The organism is Salmonella sp. SAL00672 (assembly GCF_046552175.1).
Taxonomy (GTDB): domain Bacteria; phylum Pseudomonadota; class Gammaproteobacteria; order Enterobacterales; family Enterobacteriaceae; genus Salmonella; species Salmonella enterica.
Genome location: NZ_JBGDUQ010000001.1, coordinates 1091013 through 1110367, shown reverse-complemented (window position 1 = coordinate 1110367; position 19355 = coordinate 1091013). Strand labels below are relative to the sequence as shown.

Below are 19355 nucleotides of genomic sequence, written 5' to 3'. Positions count from 1 at the left end.
GGTTCTCGTTGCTCTGCATGTCGTCAAATTCAATTAAACGCATAAAAAAACCCCGCCGGGGCGGGGTTTTTCTTCAACTTCCAGGCGATTACGCGCGAACGAAGTCGATGTGAGTCAGCTTCGGTTTGTAAGCGTGACGCTGTACAGCCTGAGCTTTAACTTTTACTTCTTTACCGTCAACAACGAGGGTCAGAACTTCGCTGTAGAATTCAGCTTTAGCTTGCATGTTCATCACCTGGTCGTGGTCCAGTTCGATAGCAATCGGGGCTTCAGAACCGCCGTAGATGATTGCCGGGAACTTGTTAGCGGCGCGCAGGCGGCGGCTCGCACCCTTACCCTGCTCTTTACGTACTTCTGCGTTGATAGTAAACATTTAAATCTCTCTTTAATAATTCCTGCTACAGGCGACCCAGCAACAGGTAAGTGATCTGCTTTGCGTATGCAAAGGCGGGCGGGATTCTATACTCAAATCGCCGTTACATCAATGAAAAGTACAATTAACCACGTAATTCGTGCGCCCGGCGGAAGCGGCCTTCATAGTCGAACACTTTTTCACGCACCTGCCAGTACTGGCCTTTCATCCGCGCGACCACAAAATCGGGATGCCGCAACAGCGCCTGCTGCGCGACAATATCCGCCGCCGTGATCCAGCGTAAAGGAACGCCGGGCGTGCGGGTATGCGGGCGAATAAATAGCTGTTCGAAAGCGGTACGCTGGGCGGGCGTGTGCAAGCGGAAGCGCTCACTGACATCCGCGCCGTCCTCGTCATAGTAAGTGATTTTCAGCCATTCGCCTTTCTCATCCTGCCCATGCTGCATCGTCATTCCGCTACAGCGCAGGACTAACGCATCCTTGAGCCTGAGCGCCGCTTTTAACATATCGTCTGGGTCGACCAGAATAGCGTCACATTCCCGGCAGCGTCGGGCGGCAATATCGTTTTCGGCATTACACTGCGGGCAGTTTTTGAAGCGAAAGCGAAAATCGCACTGCTCGCGATGGCCGTCGTCATCCTCAAACCAGCCCTGGCAGCGACGGCCAAAGTGTTCAATCAGCGTGCCGTCGGCAGTGGTTTTCCCCCAGAAGGTGTTGGCAAAGCCGCAGGCCGGGCAAAATACCTGGACAGGGACGTTATCGCTTTTTCCCTTCGGGCTACCGACCTCCGGGGCATACAGGTCGTGCGGGTTGCCTGCGTAATCAAGAATCAGGCAATCGGTCTTTCCCGGCGCAAGGCGCAGACCACGCCCGACAATTTGTTGGTAAAGACTAACTGACTCGGTGGGACGTAGAATCGCGATGAGATCAACGTGTGGGGCGTCAAAGCCGGTGGTCAGCACCGAGACGTTAACCAGATAGCGAAAACGCTGCGCCTTGAAATTATCAATCAGCGCGTCGCGCTCGGGCCCTGGCGTATCGCCGGTAATCAGCGCCGCGTCGTCCGCCGGAAGCAGACCGACAATCTCTTTCGCATGTTCGACCGTGGCGGCGAAAATCATCACGCCTTTGCGCGTTTGCGCAAATTCCATAATCTGGCTGATGATGTGCGGCGTAATCCGCTGCTGCTTTTTCAGCTCGCGGTTCAGATCGGCTTCGCTGAACAGCCCATTGCTTTGGGCCTGCAGGCGGCTGAAATCGTATTGGACCACTGGCATATCAAGCCGCTCAGGCGGCGTCAGATAGCCGTGTTTAATCATATAGCGCAGCGGCAGTTCATAAATACAGTCGCGAAACAGAGCGTTGTCGTTGCCGCGCACCATACCGTGGTAATGAAATTGATAAATCCAGCCTTTTCCGAGGCGGAAGGGCGTGGCGGTTAGCCCAAGCAGACGTAAGTGAGGATTAACTTTACTCAGGTGAGTGAGGATTTGCTGATACTGACTGTCTTCATCGTCACCGATGCGGTGGCATTCATCGACAATCAACAGCGAAAACTCCTCCTGGAAGGCGTCAAGATTACGCGCCACCGACTGTACGCTGCCGAACACGACTTTGCCCTGACTCTCTTTACGTTTGAGTCCGGCGGCGAAAATATCTGCTTCCAGCCCCAGCGCGCAATATTTGGCGTGGTTCTGCGCGACCAGCTCTTTCACATGCGCCAGCACCAGTACCCGTCCGCGGGCGACGCGCGCCAGTTCGGCGATCACCAGGCTTTTACCTGCGCCGGTCGGCAGAACAATCACGGCGGGCGTACGGTGGCGGCGAAAGTGGCTGAGCGTGGCGTCTACGGCTTCTTGCTGGTAGGGGCGGAGTGTAAAAATCATGGTCTCACTACGTTAAACGGTTCCGGGAATAGTATGCCATGAATCATTTCCCTTGAGGGATATAGTTAGCCCGCTATACTGAGCGGATAGCAATTCCCTTTTTTCGGGTAGAATGCCCGATTTCCGTATTATTACAGGCTAAATCACACACATGCGACTTGATAAATTTATCGCTCAGCAGCTTGGCGTCAGCCGCGCTATTGCCGGGCGTGAAATTCGTGGTAACCGCGTTACCGTCGATGGCGACATCATTAAAAATGCGGCCTTCAAACTGCTCCCGGAACATGCGGTTGCGTATGACGGCAATCCCTTAGCGCAGCAACACGGGCCACGCTATTTTATGCTTAACAAGCCGCAGGGATACGTTTGTTCAACCGATGATCCCGATCATCCAACGGTGCTGTATTTCCTGGATGAGCCGGTGGCGTATAAGCTGCATGCCGCAGGACGTCTGGATATCGATACTACCGGTCTGGTGTTAATGACAGATGACGGTCAGTGGTCGCACCGCATTACGTCGCCGCGCCATCACTGTGAAAAAACCTATCTGGTGACCCTGGAGTCGCCGGTGGCCGACGATACGGCAGCGCAATTTGCGAAAGGCGTGCAGTTGCATAATGAAAAAGATCTCACTAAACCCGCTACGCTGGAGGTGATAACGCCTGTGCAGGTCCGTCTGACCATCAGCGAAGGCCGTTATCATCAGGTGAAGCGGATGTTTGCCGCAGTAGGCAATCACGTTGTGGAACTGCACCGCGAACGGATTGGCGCCATTACGCTGGATGAGAATCTGGCTCCCGGCGAGTACCGCCCGTTGACTGAAGAAGAAATCGCCAGCGTCGGCTAACTATCTCGTTAAATTCAGGAGTTCGATGTGACCACCCGGCAGCACTCTTCCTTTGCCATTGTCTTTATCCTTGGCCTGTTGGCCATGTTAATGCCGCTGTCGATTGATATGTATCTTCCAGCGCTGCCGGTGATTTCTGCGCAATTCGGCGTGCCTGCCGGTAGCGCGCAGATGACGCTCAGCACCTATATTCTGGGGTTTGCGCTGGGGCAGCTTATCTATGGACCGATGGCGGATAGCCTCGGGCGTAAGCCGGTCATCCTGGGCGGGACGCTGGTATTTGCCGCTGCGGCGGTCGCCTGTGCGTTGGCGCAGACTATCGATCAACTGATCGTGATGCGTTTCTTTCACGGTTTGGCGGCCGCGGCGGCAAGCGTCGTCATCAATGCGCTGATGCGGGATATTTATCCAAAGGAAGAGTTTTCGCGCATGATGTCATTTGTCATGCTGGTCACTACGATAGCGCCGTTAATGGCGCCCATTGTCGGCGGCTGGGTGTTGGTATGGTTAAGCTGGCACTATATCTTCTGGATACTGGCCATTGCGGCGATTCTGGCGTCAGTCATGATCTTTGCTCTGATTAAAGAGACGCTGCCCGTTGAGCGGCGTCAGCCTTTTCATATTCGTACCACAATAGGTAACTTTGCTGCGTTGTTTCGCCACAAACGCGTACTGAGCTATATGCTGGCGAGCGGGTTTAGTTTTGCCGGTATGTTCTCTTTTTTGAGCGCGGGGCCGTTTGTCTATATCGAAATTAATCATGTTCCGCCGCAGGATTTCGGCTACTACTTCGCGTTGAACATCGTATTTCTGTTTGTGATGACGATTATCAACAGCCGTTTTGTCAGACGGGTAGGGGCGCTAAACATGTTTCGGGCCGGGCTATGGATTCAGTTTGCGATGGCGGTGTGGATGGTTTTCAGCGCGCTGATGGGCATTGGATTCTGGGCGCTGGTGGTCGGCGTTGCGGCGTTTGTCGGCTGTGTGTCGATGGTTTCGTCCAATGCGATGGCGGTCATTTTGGATGAGTTTCCGCATATGGCCGGAACGGCGTCTTCGTTGGCGGGCACTTTCCGCTTTGGTATTGGCGCTATCGTCGGCGCGTTGCTGTCGCTGGCTACCTTTACCAGTGCGTGGCCGATGATTTGGTCGATTGCGCTTTGCGCCGCCTGTTCCATTCTGTTTTATCTCTACGCCAGCCGTCCCAAAAAACGGTGACGGGCGCGCTGTCCCTCAATGGCGCCGAAGAATGCGCAGGCGGCGTTGGGGGACGCTATCCGCTACACGATGGCAAAGCCAAACGGCTTTCATAGTTGATGTATATCAATTACCAATTCATCATTTTCCTCCTTTATGTTTATTTTATGTAAAATCCATTTATGTAAAAAGTCACATCATTGTAGTTAAAAAGGTTGAGTTAGATCGCAGAAACGGGTACATATAGCCCGCCGCTATCTCCGCGTCGGTAAAACTATTTTAACTCCCGCTTGCTGTAGAGCCACTGACGGAGAGAAGGGCGTTAGCAATCTGTTTAAGGACGGGTTGTCAATGATGTGTTAATATAAATGTAAGCAAATTGTGAAGTAATTGTGCTTCCGGGGAAAGAAAGTGAATACATTACAGCTCTCAATTGTTCACCGTCTGCCGCAAAACTATCGCTGGTCGGCGGGTTTTGCGGGGTCAAAGGTTGAACCGATTCCGCAAAACGGGCAGAGCACCGAGAATAGTCTGGTGGCGCTTAAACTGTTGAGTCCGGCAGGCGATAGCGCGTGGTCAGTGATGCATAAGCTCAGCCAGGCGCTAAGCGATATTGAAGTTCCTTGCTCCGTGCTGGAGTGCGAAGGGGAACCGTGCCTGTTCGTTAATCGTCAGGATGAGTTTGCCGCCACCTGTCGGCTGAAAAATTTCGGCGTGGCGATAGCGGAACCTTTTTCTAACAATAATCCTTTTTAGGCGTCAGCTTAACGCGAGTAGCTGACGCGTATACGCTTGTTGCGGTGCGGTAAACACGCGCTCGCATTGCCCCTGTTCAACCACCTCCCCCTGTCGCAGCACGATAACCTGATGGCACAGCGCGCGTACTACATGCAGATCGTGGCTAATGAAGATATAGGCCAGACGGTGCTTTTGCTGGAGCGATTTCAGGAGGGCAAGAATCTGCGCCTGAACGGTTTTATCCAGCGATGAGGTCGGTTCATCCAGAATAATAAGCGACGGTTTTAAAATCATCGCCCTGGCGACGGCGATACGTTGACGCTGGCCGCCGGAAAACTCAGCGGGGTAACGATGCCGCGTTTCCGGGTCCAGGCCGACTTCCATCATGACCGCTTTCACCTGCTGTTCGCGCTGCGCGCCTGAAAGCGTAGGCTGGTGGACGCGCAGGCCTTCTTCGATAATTTGCAACACGTTTAAACGCGGGTTTAGCGATGAGTTCGGATCCTGGAATACGACCTGGATACGGTGGCGAACAGGTAAAAGCTGGCGGCGGTTTAACGTATCCAGTGATTGACCGTCAAACACGATGCGGCCTTCGGAGCGGATAAGCCGTAACAGCGCCAGACCGGTGGTACTTTTTCCCGATCCTGACTCGCCGACCAGACCCAGCGTTTCGCCTGGATGCAGGGTGAAACTGATATTGTTAACCACCACATTATGATCCACGACGCGCTTCAGAATGCCTTTGCGGATCGGGAAGGCGACGCGCAGCCTGTCTACTTCCAGCAACGGCGTCTGCCCGGCGGGGAGCGGAACCGGATCGCCTGTGGGTTCGCTGTTGAGTAGTTTTTGCGTGTATGGATGGGTCGGCGCGGAGAGCAGCGTGTCGGCGCGTTGGTTCTCTACGCACTTGCCGTGTTGCATTACCGCCACTGAATCCGCCAGTTTTTTTACAATGCTGAGGTTATGGGTGATAAACAGCAATCCCATATTGAGCTCGCGCTGGAGTTCCCGCAGTAGAGATAAAATCTGCGCCTGTACGGAGACGTCGAGGGCGGTGGTCGGCTCATCGGCGATCAGTAATTCCGGCCGTGTTAACAGCGCCATGGCGATCATGACGCGCTGGCGTTCGCCGCCAGAAAGCTGATGAGGGTAATCGCGCAGACGCTGGCTCGCCTGGCGGATACCGACCCGATCCAGACAACCGATCATCTCCGCCCTTGCCGCCTCCCGACGCATTCCCCGATGGAGCGACAGCACTTCATAGAGCTGTTTTTCCAGCGTATGCAGCGGGTTAAGTGAAACCATCGGTTCCTGAAAAATCATGGCGATTTTATTGCCGCGCACGCCGCGTAGCGTCTGCTCGCTGGCATGAAGCAATGATTCGCCGTGAAAGCGAATATCGCCGGAGAGGTAGACGGCGGGAGGGGTAGGCAAAAGACGCAGAATGGAAAGCGCCGTCACGCTTTTTCCTGACCCGGACTCGCCGACCAGCGCCAGCGTTTCCCCGGCGTTCACCTGTAACGAAATGGCGTTAACGACAGGACGTACGTGCTGTTGCTGACGGAAACCTACCGATAAATTTTCAATCGCAAGCAATGGAGATGTCATCTTATACCGCCTTAGCAGGATCAAAGGCGTCGCGTACCGCTTCGCCGATAAAAATCAGCAGCGATAGCAGAATGGCGACAGACAGAAAGGCGGCGATCCCCAGCCAGGGAGCCTGTAAGTTGTTTTTCCCCTGTAAAAGAAGTTCGCCGAGAGAAGGGGAGCCAAGCGGCAGACCGAATCCCAGAAAATCCAGCGACGTCAGGGTGGTGATGGAGCTACATAAAATGAACGGTAAAAATGTCAGAGTAGCGACCATCGCATTAGGCAACATATGGCGCAGGATAATGTCCCGATCGCTGACGCCAAGCGCCTGCGCGGCGCGGATATAGTCAAAATTGCGGGTCCGTAAAAACTCGGCGCGCACTACGCCCACCAGACTCATCCAGCCAAACAACACGGTTATGGCCAGCAGCCACCAGAAGTTAGGCTGCACTACGCTGGAAAGTAAAATAATCAGAAACAGGGTCGGCATCCCCGACCAGACTTCGATGAGACGTTGCCCCCATAAATCGACTTTGCCGCCATAATAGCCCTGTAGCGCGCCCGCCAGTACGCCCATGACGCTGGAGCAAATCGTTAACATCAGACCGAATAAAATAGAAATGCGGGTGCCGTACAGGATGCGGGCGAAAACGTCGCCGCCATTCGCATCGGTGCCCAGCCAGTTTTTCGCCGAAGGCGGGGAGGGGAAAGGCTGCGTGGTGGCAAAATTAATGGTATTGGCGCCAAAGCGTACGGGGGCCCACAACACCCAGCCCCGATTCTCAAGCTGCCGTTGTAGCCAGGGGTCCTGATAATCTGCCGTTGTCGCCAGCGGGCCGCCGAAATCGCGCTCGCTGTAATTTTTTACCAGCGGAAAATACCACTGGCCTTCATAGCGCACCAGCAATGGCTTATCGTTAGCAATCAGTTCCGCGCATAAGCTCAGGCTGAACACTACCAGGAAAATCCATAGTGACCAGTAGCCCCGGCGATTATGGCGGAAACGCGCCCAGCGGGCCTGATTGACCGGGCTTAATCGCGGCATTATCGTCCCTCAAAATCAATGCGTGGATCGACCAGCGTATAGCTGATATCGCTCAGGATATTCAGTAATAAGCCAATCAGGGTAAAGATATAAAGCGTGCCGAACATCACCGGATAGTCGCGCGAAACGGTTGCTTCATAACCCAGCAGCCCCAGGCCGTTGAGCGAGAACATGACTTCAATTAGCAACGAGCCGGTGAAAAACATACTGATAAAAGTGGCGGGAAACCCGGCGATCACCAGCAGCATGGCGTTACGAAAAACATGTTTCCAGAGAATGTTTTTTTCACTCACGCCTTTAGCGCGAGCGGTAACGACATACTGTTTACGCACCTCGTCGAGAAACGAATTTTTCGTCAGCATCGTCAGGGCGGCAAAACCGCCGATGACGGTCGCCAACACCGGTAGCGTAATATGCCACAAATAATCGGTGATTTTCTGGTACCACGGTAACGTGTCAAAGTTGGCGGAGACCAGGCCACGTAGCGGAAAGATATCGTAGTAGCTGCCGCCGGCAAAAAAGACGATTAATAAAATAGCGAACAGAAAGGCGGGGATCGCATAACCAATAATGATAAACGCGCTGCTCCACACATCAAAGCGACTGCCGTTATGGACGGCTTTGCGGATCCCCAGCGGGATAGACACCAGATAAATAATCAGCGTGCTCCATAATCCCAGGGTAATGGAGACGGGAAGGCTATCTTTGATCAGCGTTAGTACGGATGCGCTGCGAAACAGACTGTCGCCGAAGTCAAAAGAGAGATAGTCCCGTAGCATCTTGAAATAACGCTCATGCAGCGGTTTGTCGAAGCCGTAGCGATGGGTGATCTCCGCGATCACCTCCGGATCGAGTCCCCGGCCGCCGCGATAATGGCTGTCGCTGATATTGCCGACGCCGGTTTGCGCATGACTGGCGCGAACGCCTTCGCCGCTGGCGCCGGGCAACGCGCCGCCCTGGCCAAATTCAATCGCGGCAATCGCCTGATCGACAGGGCCGCCGGGAGCGATCTGCACGATAAAAAAGTTAATGGTAATAATGGCCCATAGCGTGGGGATCACCAGTAACAGACGGCGGATAAGATAGGCGCCCATTGATTCTTACTACCTCCTGGCTGCCGGTAGTTTGGCGGCTTTGTTGACATCATACCACCAGGTATCTAACCCGATGGTATATACCGGGCGAATCGCCGGATGGGAGAATTTATCCCACCAGGCGAGCCTGTCTTGCGCCATATACCACATCGGCAGCATGTAATAGTTCCAGGTCAGCACGCGATCCAGCGCCCGTCCCAGCGGCACCAGTTTCGCTTTATCACCCTGCGCTGCGATAATTTGCGCGATCAGTTTATCCACGACCGGGCTTTGTACGCCGGGAGCGTTATAACTGGAGTCAATGTATTCCGACGCCCATGAGATTTGTAGATCGGAGCTGGGCCAGGGCATCGCCCGCCATAGCCTCGGCATCATGTCATAGTCGCGGCTGCGCATCCGGTTGGTGAGCTGAGAATTATCAACCTGACGGATAGTCATCGTAATGCCCAGACGCTGAAGATTATGCTGGAAGGGCAGAACCCACTGGCTATTACTGCTGGCAGGAAGGAGAAGTTCAAACGTCAGGGGCTTACCGGTGACGCTATTGACCCGTTGCTGTCCGTTGATCACCCATCCGGCCTGCGTCAACAAGGCGTCAGCTTTAAGAAGATTTTCGCGATCGTAGCCGTCGCCGTTAGAGACCGGCGGCTGATAGATCTGAGTGAAGACTTCAGGAGGAAGATCTTTTTTCATCGGCGCGAGTAATACCAGCTCATCGGCGTCAGGATAATTTCTGGCGGCGTACTCGGTATTCTGGAAGTAACTGTTGGTTCGGCTCCAGGCATTATAGAACAGCGCTTTATTCATCCACTCAAAATCGAAGGCCAGGGTGACAGCTTCACGTACCCGCCGGTCTTTAAATACCGGGCGCTGAATATTAAAGGCCAGCCAGCGTGTGTCCTGCGCCGACTCGTTTTTCTGTTCTTCTTTAATGATGTAATGATTATCGAAATTTTTACCGATATAGCGCGTTGCCCAGTTTTTAGCGTCGTTTTCCAGCCGTAGATCAAATGCGCCCGCTTTAAACGCCTCGAAAGCGACATTGTCATCAAGGTAGTAATCGTAGCGGATAGTGTCGAGGTTAAAACGTCCACGATTGACCGGCTGATTAGCCGCCCAGTAGTTTTTGACGCGTGAATAGACAATGTACTGGCCCATTTTCCACTGAGTAATCCGGTATGGCCCGCTGGCTAAGGGCGGCGTTGAAAGCGGATCGCTGAGCTTGTGATTTTTCCAGAATTTTTCGGGCATGATCGGTAATGAAAACAGACTAAGCATGTCTTCTTTACCAGGCTTCGCCAGCTCAATTCGCACGGTTAAAGGCGCAATCGCCTTCACGGTAGTACCTTTATAGACCAGACGGAACTGCGGTACGCCTTCGGTCATAAACTTATGAAAGGTAAAGGCCACATCGCGGGCGGTAATGGGCGTGCCATCGTGAAAACGAGCGCGGGGATTAATCGAGATTTCCACCCAGGAATAGTCGGCGGCATAGCGGGCATGGTCGGCAATCAGCGGGTAATAGCTTCCGGGTTCATCATCCGAGGTGGTAAAAAGCGTATCGTAAAGGGCTTCGGTACGTACGCCGGGATTGCCGCGCAGCGAATAGCGATTGAAATTATCGAACGTACCAATGGCGGAAAGCGTCATCTGACCGCCTTTCGGCGCAGCAGGATTCACATAATCAAAGTGATCAAAGTTAAAAGCATACTTAGGTTCGCCGAGTACGGCGAAAGCGTAGCTTTCTTTGATTTCCTGGGCCTGGGCGCCTGCGCTAACCAGTGCGACAAGCAGAAGCATTACGCGCGCAATCATCTGAAGGCGGTTTCCTTATCGTATTGCCCGCTGCAAACCGGCAGGCGTTTCGCTGAATAATAAGTGACGTTGCGTCTGATGTGAATCCGTTAAAACCGTAAGGGGGCTACCATTCAGGCACAGAAGGCGCCGACATCCACAGCACGAAATCTTTTAGGGGTAAAGGACGACTAATCCAGTACCCCTGCAAGTAATTAACACCGTGATCGCGTAGCCAACGGGCCTGCTCCGGCGTTTCAACGCCCTCGGCCACCGTCAGCATATTCAGGCGTCTGGAGAGCGTCAGCACGGTATCCAGAACCGGAGACGTGACGGTTTCCGTGCCGATCGCCTGGATAAAGCCGCGATCGATTTTCAGATAATCTAAAGTAAATCGCTCCAGATAAATCAGGGCGCTATGGCCTGTACCGAAATCATCTATAGCGATTTCAAACCCGGCGGAATGCAGCCATTCGAACAGTTTGGCCGCTTCATACTGCTGGAGCATATCGCGTTCAGTGATTTCCAGCACGATATGAAAATGGTGCGCGGGCAGGGCGTCCCTGAGCCGGTGCATATCCTCTTTAAAACTGTCGCTGTGCAGATGTTCCGGCGCGATGTTAATGCCAAATTTGGCACCGACGGGCATCACCTTCTGTAACGTGGGCGCGTCGCGGGCGATCAGCTCGAACAGATGCTGCGTTAACGGTACGATAAGTTGCTGCGCTTCGGCATAGTGGATAAAGGCATCCGGCGGAATCTCGCCTGCCGTAGGGTGACGCCAGCGCAGTAAGACTTCAAGCCCGGTGACGCTCAGCGTACGAGTATCGACGACGGGCTGATAAACCACATAAAACTGCTCGTGTTTGATCGCCGTTAAAATCTCTTTGCCCGGTCGCGTCCGGAGGGCATAGATAAAGTAACAGATAAACCCTGCTACGATGCCGCTAATGCAGCCCAGCATCAACGCATACCACAAGTCATTGTAGGTCCAGCTATCGGCATAAAGCTGTATTTTAAGCGGCAGGCCGTTGATAGTTGCCTGTCGTGAAGGCGTGCCCGGCAGCTCCGCGACGGTCAGCAGACGCGAAGAAAAGGTCGACAGCGCGGTATTGCCGACAATCAGCGCGATGCCGTTAAAATCGTCCTGGCGCGTGGTATAGAGTAAGTAGGGCGTCAGGTTAATATTCAGCGATGTGAATACGCCGCTGTCATTTAATAATGGGTTTCGATACCAAATCACCATTGTCGGTTTGTTGGGCATCATTGGCGTGCCGGGCAGAATCGCCATAGCAACGTCTTTGCGGATATCTATATCCGGTACCAGTTGCTGAAGCGGCATATTCATGGCGCCAGTGGCGGAAGAGCAGAACACTTTTTTATCTTTAATCAATAAGAAGGCGCGGACATTAAGGCTAAAAGCGGCTCTTGAGGTGAGTTCTGCGCCAACCTGCTGACAGGTGTTGATCGTCAACGGCTGAAGAATATCGGTGGTGGCTTTCAGGTCGGCGAAATAGCTGGCCAGGTAATGTTGTACATCAGAAAGGAGCGTATTGTATTTAACATCCCGTTTATGCCACGACAGGAAAAATTGCAGGCTACCAATAAGTAATGCTGCCGCTATCCCCGTAATGATACAGGTAAGCAGGATTTTCCGACCGGAAGAGGAGTCGCGTGTAAGCATAATTCCTGGTGTGACCTGAAAAGGCGGATGCCGGTTAAACTGGTTGATTTATAAGACTATAGCCTGGATTACCCCGGATAGTCATGCTTTTCTGTGATGCGCAGGAAAGCATATTGTCGCAGTAGTCGTTGGCGGAAACGACCTGAATGTCTGATGGCGCTATGTTTATCAGGCCTATGTTCGTGTGTTGTAGGCTGGATAAGAGGCGACACGTCGCTATTCGGTAAAACGGGTTCAGAAGGGATAATAAGCAAAAGCACTGCTGAAGCAGTGCTTTTTATGTCGTCTCATCAGGTAAGCCAAGGGAGGTGCTGCCTGATGAAGATTAACTGCGGCTCAGAACTCGACGCGCTTCATTGTAGCGTTTTTTCCAGTACGGTTCGTTCATACTGGAGATAATGACGCCGCTACTGGTAGACGCATGGACAAACTGGTTATTGCCGATATAAATACCGACATGACGACCAGTGGAACCGGCGCGGAACAGAACCAGATCGCCCGTACGCAGGTTATTGCGTGAAACCGCTTTGCCCATTTCCTGCTGTTCATAGGTTGAACGCGGAAGCTCTAAACCAAACTGTTCACGGAAGGTGCGCTGTACAAAGCTGGAACAGTCGACGCCTTTCTTAGTGCTGCCGCCCAGGCGGTAACGCACGCCTTTCCAGTCAGCATACTGATCCATAATCCGCGACTTAACGTCGAGGTTACGCACCATATTTTCAAATTCATCCTGAGAGGCTTGCAGTGAAGAGCTATCGCTATTGCCCACAGCATGCGTCTCAGAATGCATATTCTTTGCGGTATTGGTGGTTGTGCTACAAGCAGAAAGCAGAACCGCAACTGCAATCGCAGGAATCCCGCGCAAAATATATCTCAAAATCGGTTGAGATTTGACCATGTTGTTTGTTTTCCCTTGAAGTCCTTAACGATAAATATCGTTATAAAAATGCCAAACGTGATGAGACTAATTACCTGCACAGCTTGAGACAATTCTTTGTGCACAAATCTGTGGCGGAACGCACAAATTTATTCGCAATGAGAATAATTATCTGGCGAGGCAAAACGAGTTTGAGATTACCCGATTGTTGCTGTCATTGCGAGCGATTTCGCGTGATTTTTTATAAGAATTTATGATACGAAAAGTGAACTAGCAGCACGGGTCAAATTAAGCGCAAATCGTTTAAAAATCGGGCAAACTGTTCATTTTGCAGAGGAATAATATGACCGAAAAATGATGGGCTGGGGGAATATCATCATAAATTACCTTCAACGATGTAAAACTATCGCTGAAGGTAATGTTAATTACATAGGTTATTTGTTTAAAATTTGTTTATTTCCGCCCGGGAGATAATTCTCAAAAAGCGTTATCGCCCGGTCGCTGAGCGGGGTCATCAGCCACCAGGGGAGGCCAATCAAAATAACCGTGAGTGACCCGACCACAATATCGGTGAACCAGTGAGCGCCAATCATAACGCGCGGAAACGCGAAAACCACAAATATAATAAGGGCGATAATCCCCGCCGTTTTGCCGAAATAACGCAGCATAAAGGCGGAAAATATCAGCAGCATCATACCGTGATCGCCTGGGAAACTGTCTTTTGACGCGTCTTTTGTCGGGATGTGCAGCAACTCGCTGACGCGATAAATATGCTCAAAAGAGAGCGTTGGGCTGGCGCGCTTGACGGGGATCAGCGCCTGACCGAGTTGGTTAAGCACCACCGCTGTTAGCAGCATGACCAATCCGATTATCACAATGCGCCGCCGGCCCGATGCGTTTTCTTTTAGCCAGAAACTGAGCATCAGTCCCCCCATCGCCAGCAGCGAACAGCCGTCAAACGCCCGATTATTGGTAATAGCGACCCACCAGAGGAACGCGTGGCTTTCCACCAGTTTCTGGTTAAAGAAGTGGAATATGCCGGAATCAATGGTGAACCAGAAACCGTGATTGACGGGAAGATACCATGACAAAAACAGCGCCAGACCGGCGGCATTAAGCAGAATTATCAAGGAATAGCGGGTTTTCATCGTCATTTCGCCATAGTTTTTAAACGGTGGCAACCTTACGCGTGCGTCGCTAAACGAAGCTTCAACAAGGCCGTCTGTAACGTATTCCAGTCGGTTTCTGTGTTTGAGATAAGTTCAACCCGGCTATCCGGCGGCGCGACACTCTGTGTTTCGATGTGCAGGTCATCGCCCTGGCGATTGATGCGTACCAGCCCCTCTTGTATGCGCATAACGCCTTTCACCCGGCCCACCGGCGCCAGACGCGCCCATTCGAGTAGGCCAATGGTGTCAAACACGGTATCGGCATCGAAAATCCAGCCGCAGGCCTGATGACCCTGTCCGCTATTGAGGCTGCGTCGCCAGCGCTGCTGGGCGGGCAGATTTAGCGCGGCGAGTCCTTTTTTACTGGCATGAGTGTGAGAATGCGCGGCGCTGGCCGGCAGTTCCGCCAGATTTTGTCGCGGTAAATCCAGAAGCTTACCGTCTATCTGTCCATGTTCGGCATGAATCAGTTGACGATCGCCGCCGTACTGTCGCCACCACTGTTGCAGGGCGGCATCGCTCTGCGCCGTGGCGCGATCGGTCTTATTGGCGATGATAATATCGGCTGAGGCGAGCTGATCGCGGAAATTTTCATTGGCGACGCTCTGTTGGTCCAGTAGCAGGCGAGGGTCAAGGATGCAGAGCGTAGCGCGTAAATCAATCCACGGCTCATAAACCGGCGCAGTTAATAAATCCAGAATCTGTTTTGGGTGCCCCAGTCCGGTTGGTTCAATCAGCAACCGGTCAGGTTTGCCCTGGCGCAGCAGCGTGTTGAGCCCCACCTGCATAGGCAATCCATTGACGCAGCACATGCAGCCGCCGGGGATCTCTTTTAGCAGTGCGCCGCTGTCGGCAAGCAGCGCGCCGTCAATACCCACTTCACCAAATTCATTAACCAGGACGGCCCACTTTTCAGCCGGATCTTTATGAGCTAATAAATGAAGGATAGAGGTGGTTTTTCCGCTACCGAGAAATCCAGTAATAAGATTGGTTTTGGTCACGTCAGCTCCAGAATATTGATACAACATAACAACTTTTAATAATCCTGGCGAATAAACGTGAAAAAGAGAAGCGCTGAGTTGACGAAGTCGTGCTTCTGCCATCTTAAGAGCAGAAAATGTTAAATTTTTAACGTTTCTCTTGCCTGGTGCAGAACAGTCAATAAATAAAAGGGGCAGACTGCGCCCTGGGGCGCAGCCGAAAAATGTGAAACTTAATCCGCGCGCCCCATATAACGGCGCTCTTCGATATGAATGCGGATTTTCTCACCTGCGCTCAGGTATTCGGGAACCTGAATCACCAGACCGGTGCTTAATGTCGCGGGTTTGTTACGTGCGCTGGCGGACGCTCCTTTAATACCCGGCGCGGTTTCGACGATTTCCAGATCCACGGTCTGCGGAAGCTCTAGCGCCAGCAGTTGGCCGTCCCAGGTCAGAACCTGCATATCCGGCATTCCGCCTTCAGGCATAAACAGCAACTCTTCTTCAATCTGATCTTTGGTGAAGGTATACGGCGTATAGTCTTCTTTATCCATGAACACATATTCGTTGCCATCGACATAAGAAAAGTCAACGCCGCGACGGCTCAGGGTGACGGTATCAACGATATCGTCGCCTTTGAAACGTTCTTCCACTTTCAGACCGGTGCGGACATCGGAAAAACGCATTTTATACAGTGTGGCGGCGCCACGGGCGGTAGGCGACTGAATGTCGATATCTTTCACAATCAGCAATTTGCCGTTGTAGTTCAGTACCATACCCTTTTTGATTTCGTTCGCTCTTGGCATCGAGGAGATCCTGTTGTAGAGATTATCTAAAATATCGCGTAAAACTACTCGCGCCGGGCCGTCCAGGCAAGTGGAATTGTCACTTTTGCTGGTGCAAAAAAGGTGATACTGTTCGCCCGCTTTCCGCTCCGCGTTCAACGAGAATACGCGATGGCATGTCGCCCGGAGGGGGGAAGTGTGCTGTGTTGGCCCTTCTGTTTCCAGCCTTGTCTTCGGAATGTCTGAGGGCAGGCCTGATCATGATGACGTCTACATTTTAAATCTGGATTTTTCTTTGGACAAATTCTGTTATCTTTCATTTGGTTATAAATAGAGGGCTGAGCATGGACTGTCGTAGCGGTTGTGGCGCTTGCTGTATTGCGCCTTCAATTTCGTCGCCGATACCCGGAATGCCGAATGGCAAGCCGATGAATACCAGATGCGTGCAGCTTTCGGAAGATAACTTGTGCCTTATCTTTGGCTCGCCTTTACGCCCAAAAGTGTGCTCTGGTTTGCAACCGACAGGGGACATGTGTTTAACGACCCGGGAAGAGGCCATTATTTATTTGCTGGAACTCGAACAGAAAACCTTACCATGAGCTAATAGCCTAATGGGATAGGCTCTAAGTCAGCTGTTTTTGATAAACGTGCAGGGGCTTACGTTATATCCCGAAATAGTCTACAAAAGCTGCGCATCAAATTACCTCCTTTTACCATTAAATAGCGTAATACATGCTTCCCTTATTTCGTGGCTTCTGAAGCGGTAGATGTCGCCGCTCAACCCCGTTGGTGCCTGAACGTGTACCGAATAAACCGTCACATAAAACAAAAACGATCAATTTTATTTATATGATAGTTTTTATCTATTAAAAAGAGGAATTTTGATCGATTTTAATTATTTATAACGATCGATATCATGAATTTGATAGTTTATATCTATCATTGATGTATTTACCGATCGATATAACCAGTGTGAATGTGTTGTTATTTTCCTTTAAAATACTCGAATTCTTATGTGTGGGTTTTATCTTATGAAGAAATATACGTTCGCAGCCAGGGCGTTTATTTTTACGCTGGTGTTGCTTTTTGTTATTTCAGTATTCGGGTTGACTATTAGCGTTTTAAAAGGGATGTGAAATGCGGGGAGAAAATAGTGAAATTGATTTAGTCGACGTTTCCTTATTCCTTATAAGAAAATGGCTAAGTATCGTGATCGCTACCTTTATTTTTGTCGCCATTGGCTATGTTTTTGTGAGCGTGCAGCATGATACAAAGGTTGTGAGTATTACGATCAAACCTAATCTGGATACGCCTGCTACCTATGCGTTATGTGGCTATACTAATGATATTCAATGTAAAACAACGGTTATCCTTAACCAGTTTAGCCGTTTCTTGCCTGCGAACTATAAAAATAAAATAAGTTTTGACGCGAAAAAACAGCTTGTTCTTTTTAAGGCGCAGGGGAGGGAAGAAAGGGTCAATAATATTATTTCCACCCTGAAAAATAGTGTCGATAAAATGGCAGCATGGTATATCGATGATGGTGACATTAAACGTTATAGTGTGCATAAAAATATGTTACAAACAGAAACATATGCAAAGCTATCATTGTTGTCGGAGGCGGTTAAAAATAATGCTAACATTGAAGTGATAGATGTTGCTGTCACACCAAAATATAAGATGCGGCTGGTGTTGGTCCTTTGCGGGCTGATGGGCGTAATTTTCTCAATAACCGGTCTTTTATGTAGGAGGGCGCTTACAGAATATCGTATTGAGAAAAAGACAATGAATGACCGTGCATGAACATTGCGCAGAGATAAACTCTGCGCTGAAATGTGTCGAAGAGTAAAAGTATCAGGCTTGCAAGTTAAACATCTTTAATACGCGCCAGGCAGAACATAGTGGCGACAATCATAACTAACGCAAACCAGAAGACCGCATGATAATTCCAGATTTCTGCGGCGATTCCCGCCAACGAACCGGCAATGATCCAGCCGACGCGAATGGTATTGGTATACAGCGTGGTGGCTGAACCCGCCTGGCCTGGCATGAGATCCTGAAAATAGAGCATGCCAATCCCGCCAAGAATGCCGATGTAAATCGCGTTCAGCAACTGCAAGCCGAGCAACGTTGCCGGCGCGTGCGCCAGCAACATACCCGCATAAAAGCACAGTCCGGCGACAACGGCGATGCACATTAACAGGCGTTTTCCCAGCCGTTTGGCGAAGTAACCTGCAATCAGCATTGTGGGAATCTCCAGCCCGGCGGCGGTGCCCATCATCACGCCTGCAAGTTTTTCCGGAAGATGCAGCTCATTGATGATAAACAGCGGCATATTAATGATATACAGGCTGTTAGTTCCCCACATTAACGTACAGATGACAAACAGCAACAGCGTATCGCGGCGATTACGACGCGGTGCTTCCAGCGTGCCGGTCGCCAGCGGCGCATCTTTGCGCATTGACGGTAAAAAGAACCACACCATGACGCCGCAGACGATAAAAGCTACCGCCGCGCTCAAATACATCACCGTAAAGCTAAAACCCATCGCCAGCGCATAGGCCAGCGGCGGCCCAATGACCCAGGCCAACGAGACCTGGGCGCGGAGGATTGAGCTGAACATCACCGCTTCACGACCTGTACGATCGGCATGTTCTCGGGCCAGCGCAAACATCTGCGGGTTGGCGGTAGAGCCGAAGCTACTGAGAAAGACGCCGATGAACAGCAAAATAAAGTAGTTGCGGTTCCAGGCAAACAACACGCAGGCCAACATGCCCAGCACGCAACAGAAAACGATCAGTTTTTTGCGATCGCCTTTTTTATCTGAGCGACCCGCCAGAAACTGGCTCACGATAATGCCGATAACCGCGCTGCCGGTAAAAAAGAATCCCACCATGCCGGGGCGGGCGTGAACCTCATCCGTCAGAAAAATACTGAGCGTCGGCGTCTGTAGCGCACCGGCAATACCGGTGAGAAAAGCCACGATCAAAAAGGCGGTAGACGTCAGGTCAAACGATTTAGGCGCAGCGGCGGCGGGACTGTTGTGCATGTTTCTATATCAGTGGTGTGAAGAGAGGCGGAGTTTACGCTGCCCGTCAGAAAATAAACAGGCGTCTGAATCAAAATCGACACGAAAAATCAAAATAGCATTCCAGTTTGTTACCAGGGGGTGCTGACGCAAGCTGAAAGAAAAAAGCTGAAGCCTTTTATGCGTCAGCTATTGAGGGGCTGTTGGAGAAAAAATGTGCTTCACCTCAAAAAATTGCTACAAAACCGGTAACTTTTCTTGCGTGC

General features: G+C 51.5%; 18 protein-coding genes. 6 read left to right on the top strand and 12 right to left on the bottom strand.

The features are described 5' to 3' along the window. Nucleotides 1-88 precede the first annotated feature (88 nt). Nucleotides 89-373 (bottom strand): 50S ribosomal protein L25, encoded by a 285-nt coding sequence (rplY, locus tag ACLJTG_RS05700; RefSeq protein ID WP_000494192.1) that lies wholly within the window; start codon nucleotides 371-373, stop codon nucleotides 89-91. Between the two features lie 124 nt (nucleotides 374-497). Next, nucleotides 498-2258, bottom strand: coding sequence for a DEAD/DEAH box helicase (locus tag ACLJTG_RS05695; RefSeq protein WP_000578121.1), 1761 nt, complete (start codon nucleotides 2256-2258; stop codon nucleotides 498-500). A gap of 151 nt (nucleotides 2259-2409) precedes the next feature. Here ACLJTG_RS05695 and rsuA point away from each other — a divergent pair, with 151 nt between their 5' ends. The 3 genes from rsuA (at nucleotide 2410) to ACLJTG_RS05680 (ending at nucleotide 5058) form a co-directional block, all read left to right on the top strand. Beyond that, on the top strand, nucleotides 2410-3105 hold the full coding sequence (gene rsuA, locus ACLJTG_RS05690; protein ID WP_001234835.1) for a 16S rRNA pseudouridine(516) synthase RsuA: 696 nt from the start codon (nucleotides 2410-2412) through the stop codon (nucleotides 3103-3105). Nucleotides 3106-3132: 27 nt separating this feature from the next. Then, a complete protein-coding gene (locus ACLJTG_RS05685) occupies nucleotides 3133-4323 on the top strand; it encodes a Bcr/CflA family multidrug efflux MFS transporter (protein WP_000213349.1) in 1191 nt (396 codons plus the stop codon). Between the two features lie 390 nt (nucleotides 4324-4713). Beyond that, nucleotides 4714-5058, top strand: coding sequence for a YejG family protein (locus tag ACLJTG_RS05680; protein WP_001094639.1), 345 nt, complete (start codon nucleotides 4714-4716; stop codon nucleotides 5056-5058). Between the two features lie 3 nt (nucleotides 5059-5061). Here ACLJTG_RS05680 and yejF read toward each other — a convergent pair whose 3' ends face one another. The 9 genes from yejF to yeiP form a co-directional block, all read right to left on the bottom strand. Then, the gene (gene yejF / locus ACLJTG_RS05675; RefSeq protein WP_198898276.1) at nucleotides 5062-6651 is read right to left on the bottom strand and encodes a microcin C ABC transporter ATP-binding protein YejF; all 1590 of its coding nucleotides are present in this window, start codon (nucleotides 6649-6651) and stop codon (nucleotides 5062-5064) included. 1 nt (nucleotide 6652) lies between these two features. After that, a complete protein-coding gene (locus ACLJTG_RS05670; RefSeq protein ID WP_001137761.1) occupies nucleotides 6653-7678 on the bottom strand; it encodes an ABC transporter permease in 1026 nt (341 codons plus the stop codon). After that, nucleotides 7678-8772, bottom strand: a complete 1095-nt coding sequence (locus ACLJTG_RS05665; RefSeq protein WP_000501623.1) for a microcin C ABC transporter permease YejB — start codon at nucleotides 8770-8772, stop codon at nucleotides 7678-7680. The genes ACLJTG_RS05670 and ACLJTG_RS05665 overlap by 1 nt, the downstream gene beginning before the upstream one ends. A 9-nt stretch (nucleotides 8773-8781) precedes the next feature. Beyond that, complete coding sequence (locus ACLJTG_RS05660) at nucleotides 8782-10587, bottom strand: ABC transporter substrate-binding protein (protein ID WP_198898275.1); 1806 nt, start codon at nucleotides 10585-10587, stop codon at nucleotides 8782-8784. 106 nt (nucleotides 10588-10693) lie between these two features. Then, on the bottom strand, nucleotides 10694-12250 hold the full coding sequence (locus tag ACLJTG_RS05655; RefSeq protein ID WP_000957751.1) for a cyclic di-GMP phosphodiesterase: 1557 nt from the start codon (nucleotides 12248-12250) through the stop codon (nucleotides 10694-10696). Between the two features lie 325 nt (nucleotides 12251-12575). Continuing rightward, nucleotides 12576-13148, bottom strand: a complete 573-nt coding sequence (gene mepS, locus ACLJTG_RS05650; protein ID WP_000241015.1) for a bifunctional murein DD-endopeptidase/murein LD-carboxypeptidase — start codon at nucleotides 13146-13148, stop codon at nucleotides 12576-12578. A 413-nt stretch (nucleotides 13149-13561) separates the two neighbouring features. Beyond that, a complete protein-coding gene (locus tag ACLJTG_RS05645; protein WP_001749128.1) occupies nucleotides 13562-14281 on the bottom strand; it encodes a phosphatase PAP2 family protein in 720 nt (239 codons plus the stop codon). A 29-nt stretch (nucleotides 14282-14310) separates the two neighbouring features. Next, nucleotides 14311-15297 carry a CobW family GTP-binding protein gene (locus ACLJTG_RS05640; protein ID WP_000169350.1) on the bottom strand — a complete coding sequence of 329 codons (987 nt, stop codon included), beginning with the start codon at nucleotides 15295-15297 and terminating at the stop codon, nucleotides 14311-14313. A gap of 212 nt (nucleotides 15298-15509) precedes the next feature. After that, entirely contained in the window at nucleotides 15510-16082 is a 573-nt protein-coding gene (gene yeiP / locus ACLJTG_RS05635) for an elongation factor P-like protein YeiP (RefSeq protein WP_001136822.1), read from the bottom strand. 323 nt (nucleotides 16083-16405) lie between these two features. Here yeiP and ACLJTG_RS05630 point away from each other — a divergent pair, with 323 nt between their 5' ends. From ACLJTG_RS05630 to ACLJTG_RS05620, 3 genes are all read left to right on the top strand, one after another. Continuing rightward, nucleotides 16406-16660, top strand: coding sequence for a YkgJ family cysteine cluster protein (locus ACLJTG_RS05630; protein ID WP_001523448.1), 255 nt, complete (start codon nucleotides 16406-16408; stop codon nucleotides 16658-16660). 414 nt (nucleotides 16661-17074) lie between these two features. Then, nucleotides 17075-17197, top strand: coding sequence for a membrane protein (locus ACLJTG_RS05625; RefSeq protein WP_001519564.1), 123 nt, complete (start codon nucleotides 17075-17077; stop codon nucleotides 17195-17197). Between the two features lies 1 nt (nucleotide 17198). Beyond that, the gene (locus ACLJTG_RS05620; protein WP_001213889.1) at nucleotides 17199-17864 is read left to right on the top strand and encodes a GNVR domain-containing protein; all 666 of its coding nucleotides are present in this window, start codon (nucleotides 17199-17201) and stop codon (nucleotides 17862-17864) included. 64 nt (nucleotides 17865-17928) lie between these two features. Here ACLJTG_RS05620 and setB read toward each other — a convergent pair whose 3' ends face one another. Next, nucleotides 17929-19110, bottom strand: a complete 1182-nt coding sequence (gene setB / locus ACLJTG_RS05615) for a sugar efflux transporter SetB (protein ID WP_000551934.1) — start codon at nucleotides 19108-19110, stop codon at nucleotides 17929-17931. Nucleotides 19111-19355: the final 245 nt, after the last annotated feature.

Coding starts and splice junctions, on each gene's coding strand:
- rplY (WP_000494192.1), bottom strand. CDS start 373: ATGTTTACTATCAACGCAGAAGTACGTAAAGAGCAGGGTAAGGGTGCG.
- ACLJTG_RS05695 (WP_000578121.1), bottom strand. CDS start 2,258: ATGATTTTTACACTCCGCCCCTACCAGCAAGAAGCCGTAGACGCCACG.
- rsuA (WP_001234835.1), top strand. CDS start 2,410: ATGCGACTTGATAAATTTATCGCTCAGCAGCTTGGCGTCAGCCGCGCT.
- yejF (WP_198898276.1), bottom strand. CDS start 6,651: ATGACATCTCCATTGCTTGCGATTGAAAATTTATCGGTAGGTTTCCGT.
- ACLJTG_RS05670 (WP_001137761.1), bottom strand. CDS start 7,678: ATGCCGCGATTAAGCCCGGTCAATCAGGCCCGCTGGGCGCGTTTCCGC.
- ACLJTG_RS05665 (WP_000501623.1), bottom strand. CDS start 8,772: ATGGGCGCCTATCTTATCCGCCGTCTGTTACTGGTGATCCCCACGCTA.
- ACLJTG_RS05660 (WP_198898275.1), bottom strand. CDS start 10,587: ATGATTGCGCGCGTAATGCTTCTGCTTGTCGCACTGGTTAGCGCAGGC.
- ACLJTG_RS05655 (WP_000957751.1), bottom strand. CDS start 12,250: ATGCTTACACGCGACTCCTCTTCCGGTCGGAAAATCCTGCTTACCTGT.
- mepS (WP_000241015.1), bottom strand. CDS start 13,148: ATGGTCAAATCTCAACCGATTTTGAGATATATTTTGCGCGGGATTCCT.
- ACLJTG_RS05645 (WP_001749128.1), bottom strand. CDS start 14,281: ATGACGATGAAAACCCGCTATTCCTTGATAATTCTGCTTAATGCCGCC.
- yeiP (WP_001136822.1), bottom strand. CDS start 16,082: ATGCCAAGAGCGAACGAAATCAAAAAGGGTATGGTACTGAACTACAAC.
- ACLJTG_RS05630 (WP_001523448.1), top strand. CDS start 16,406: ATGGACTGTCGTAGCGGTTGTGGCGCTTGCTGTATTGCGCCTTCAATT.
- ACLJTG_RS05625 (WP_001519564.1), top strand. CDS start 17,075: ATGTGTGGGTTTTATCTTATGAAGAAATATACGTTCGCAGCCAGGGCG.
- ACLJTG_RS05620 (WP_001213889.1), top strand. CDS start 17,199: ATGCGGGGAGAAAATAGTGAAATTGATTTAGTCGACGTTTCCTTATTC.
- setB (WP_000551934.1), bottom strand. CDS start 19,110: ATGCACAACAGTCCCGCCGCCGCTGCGCCTAAATCGTTTGACCTGACG.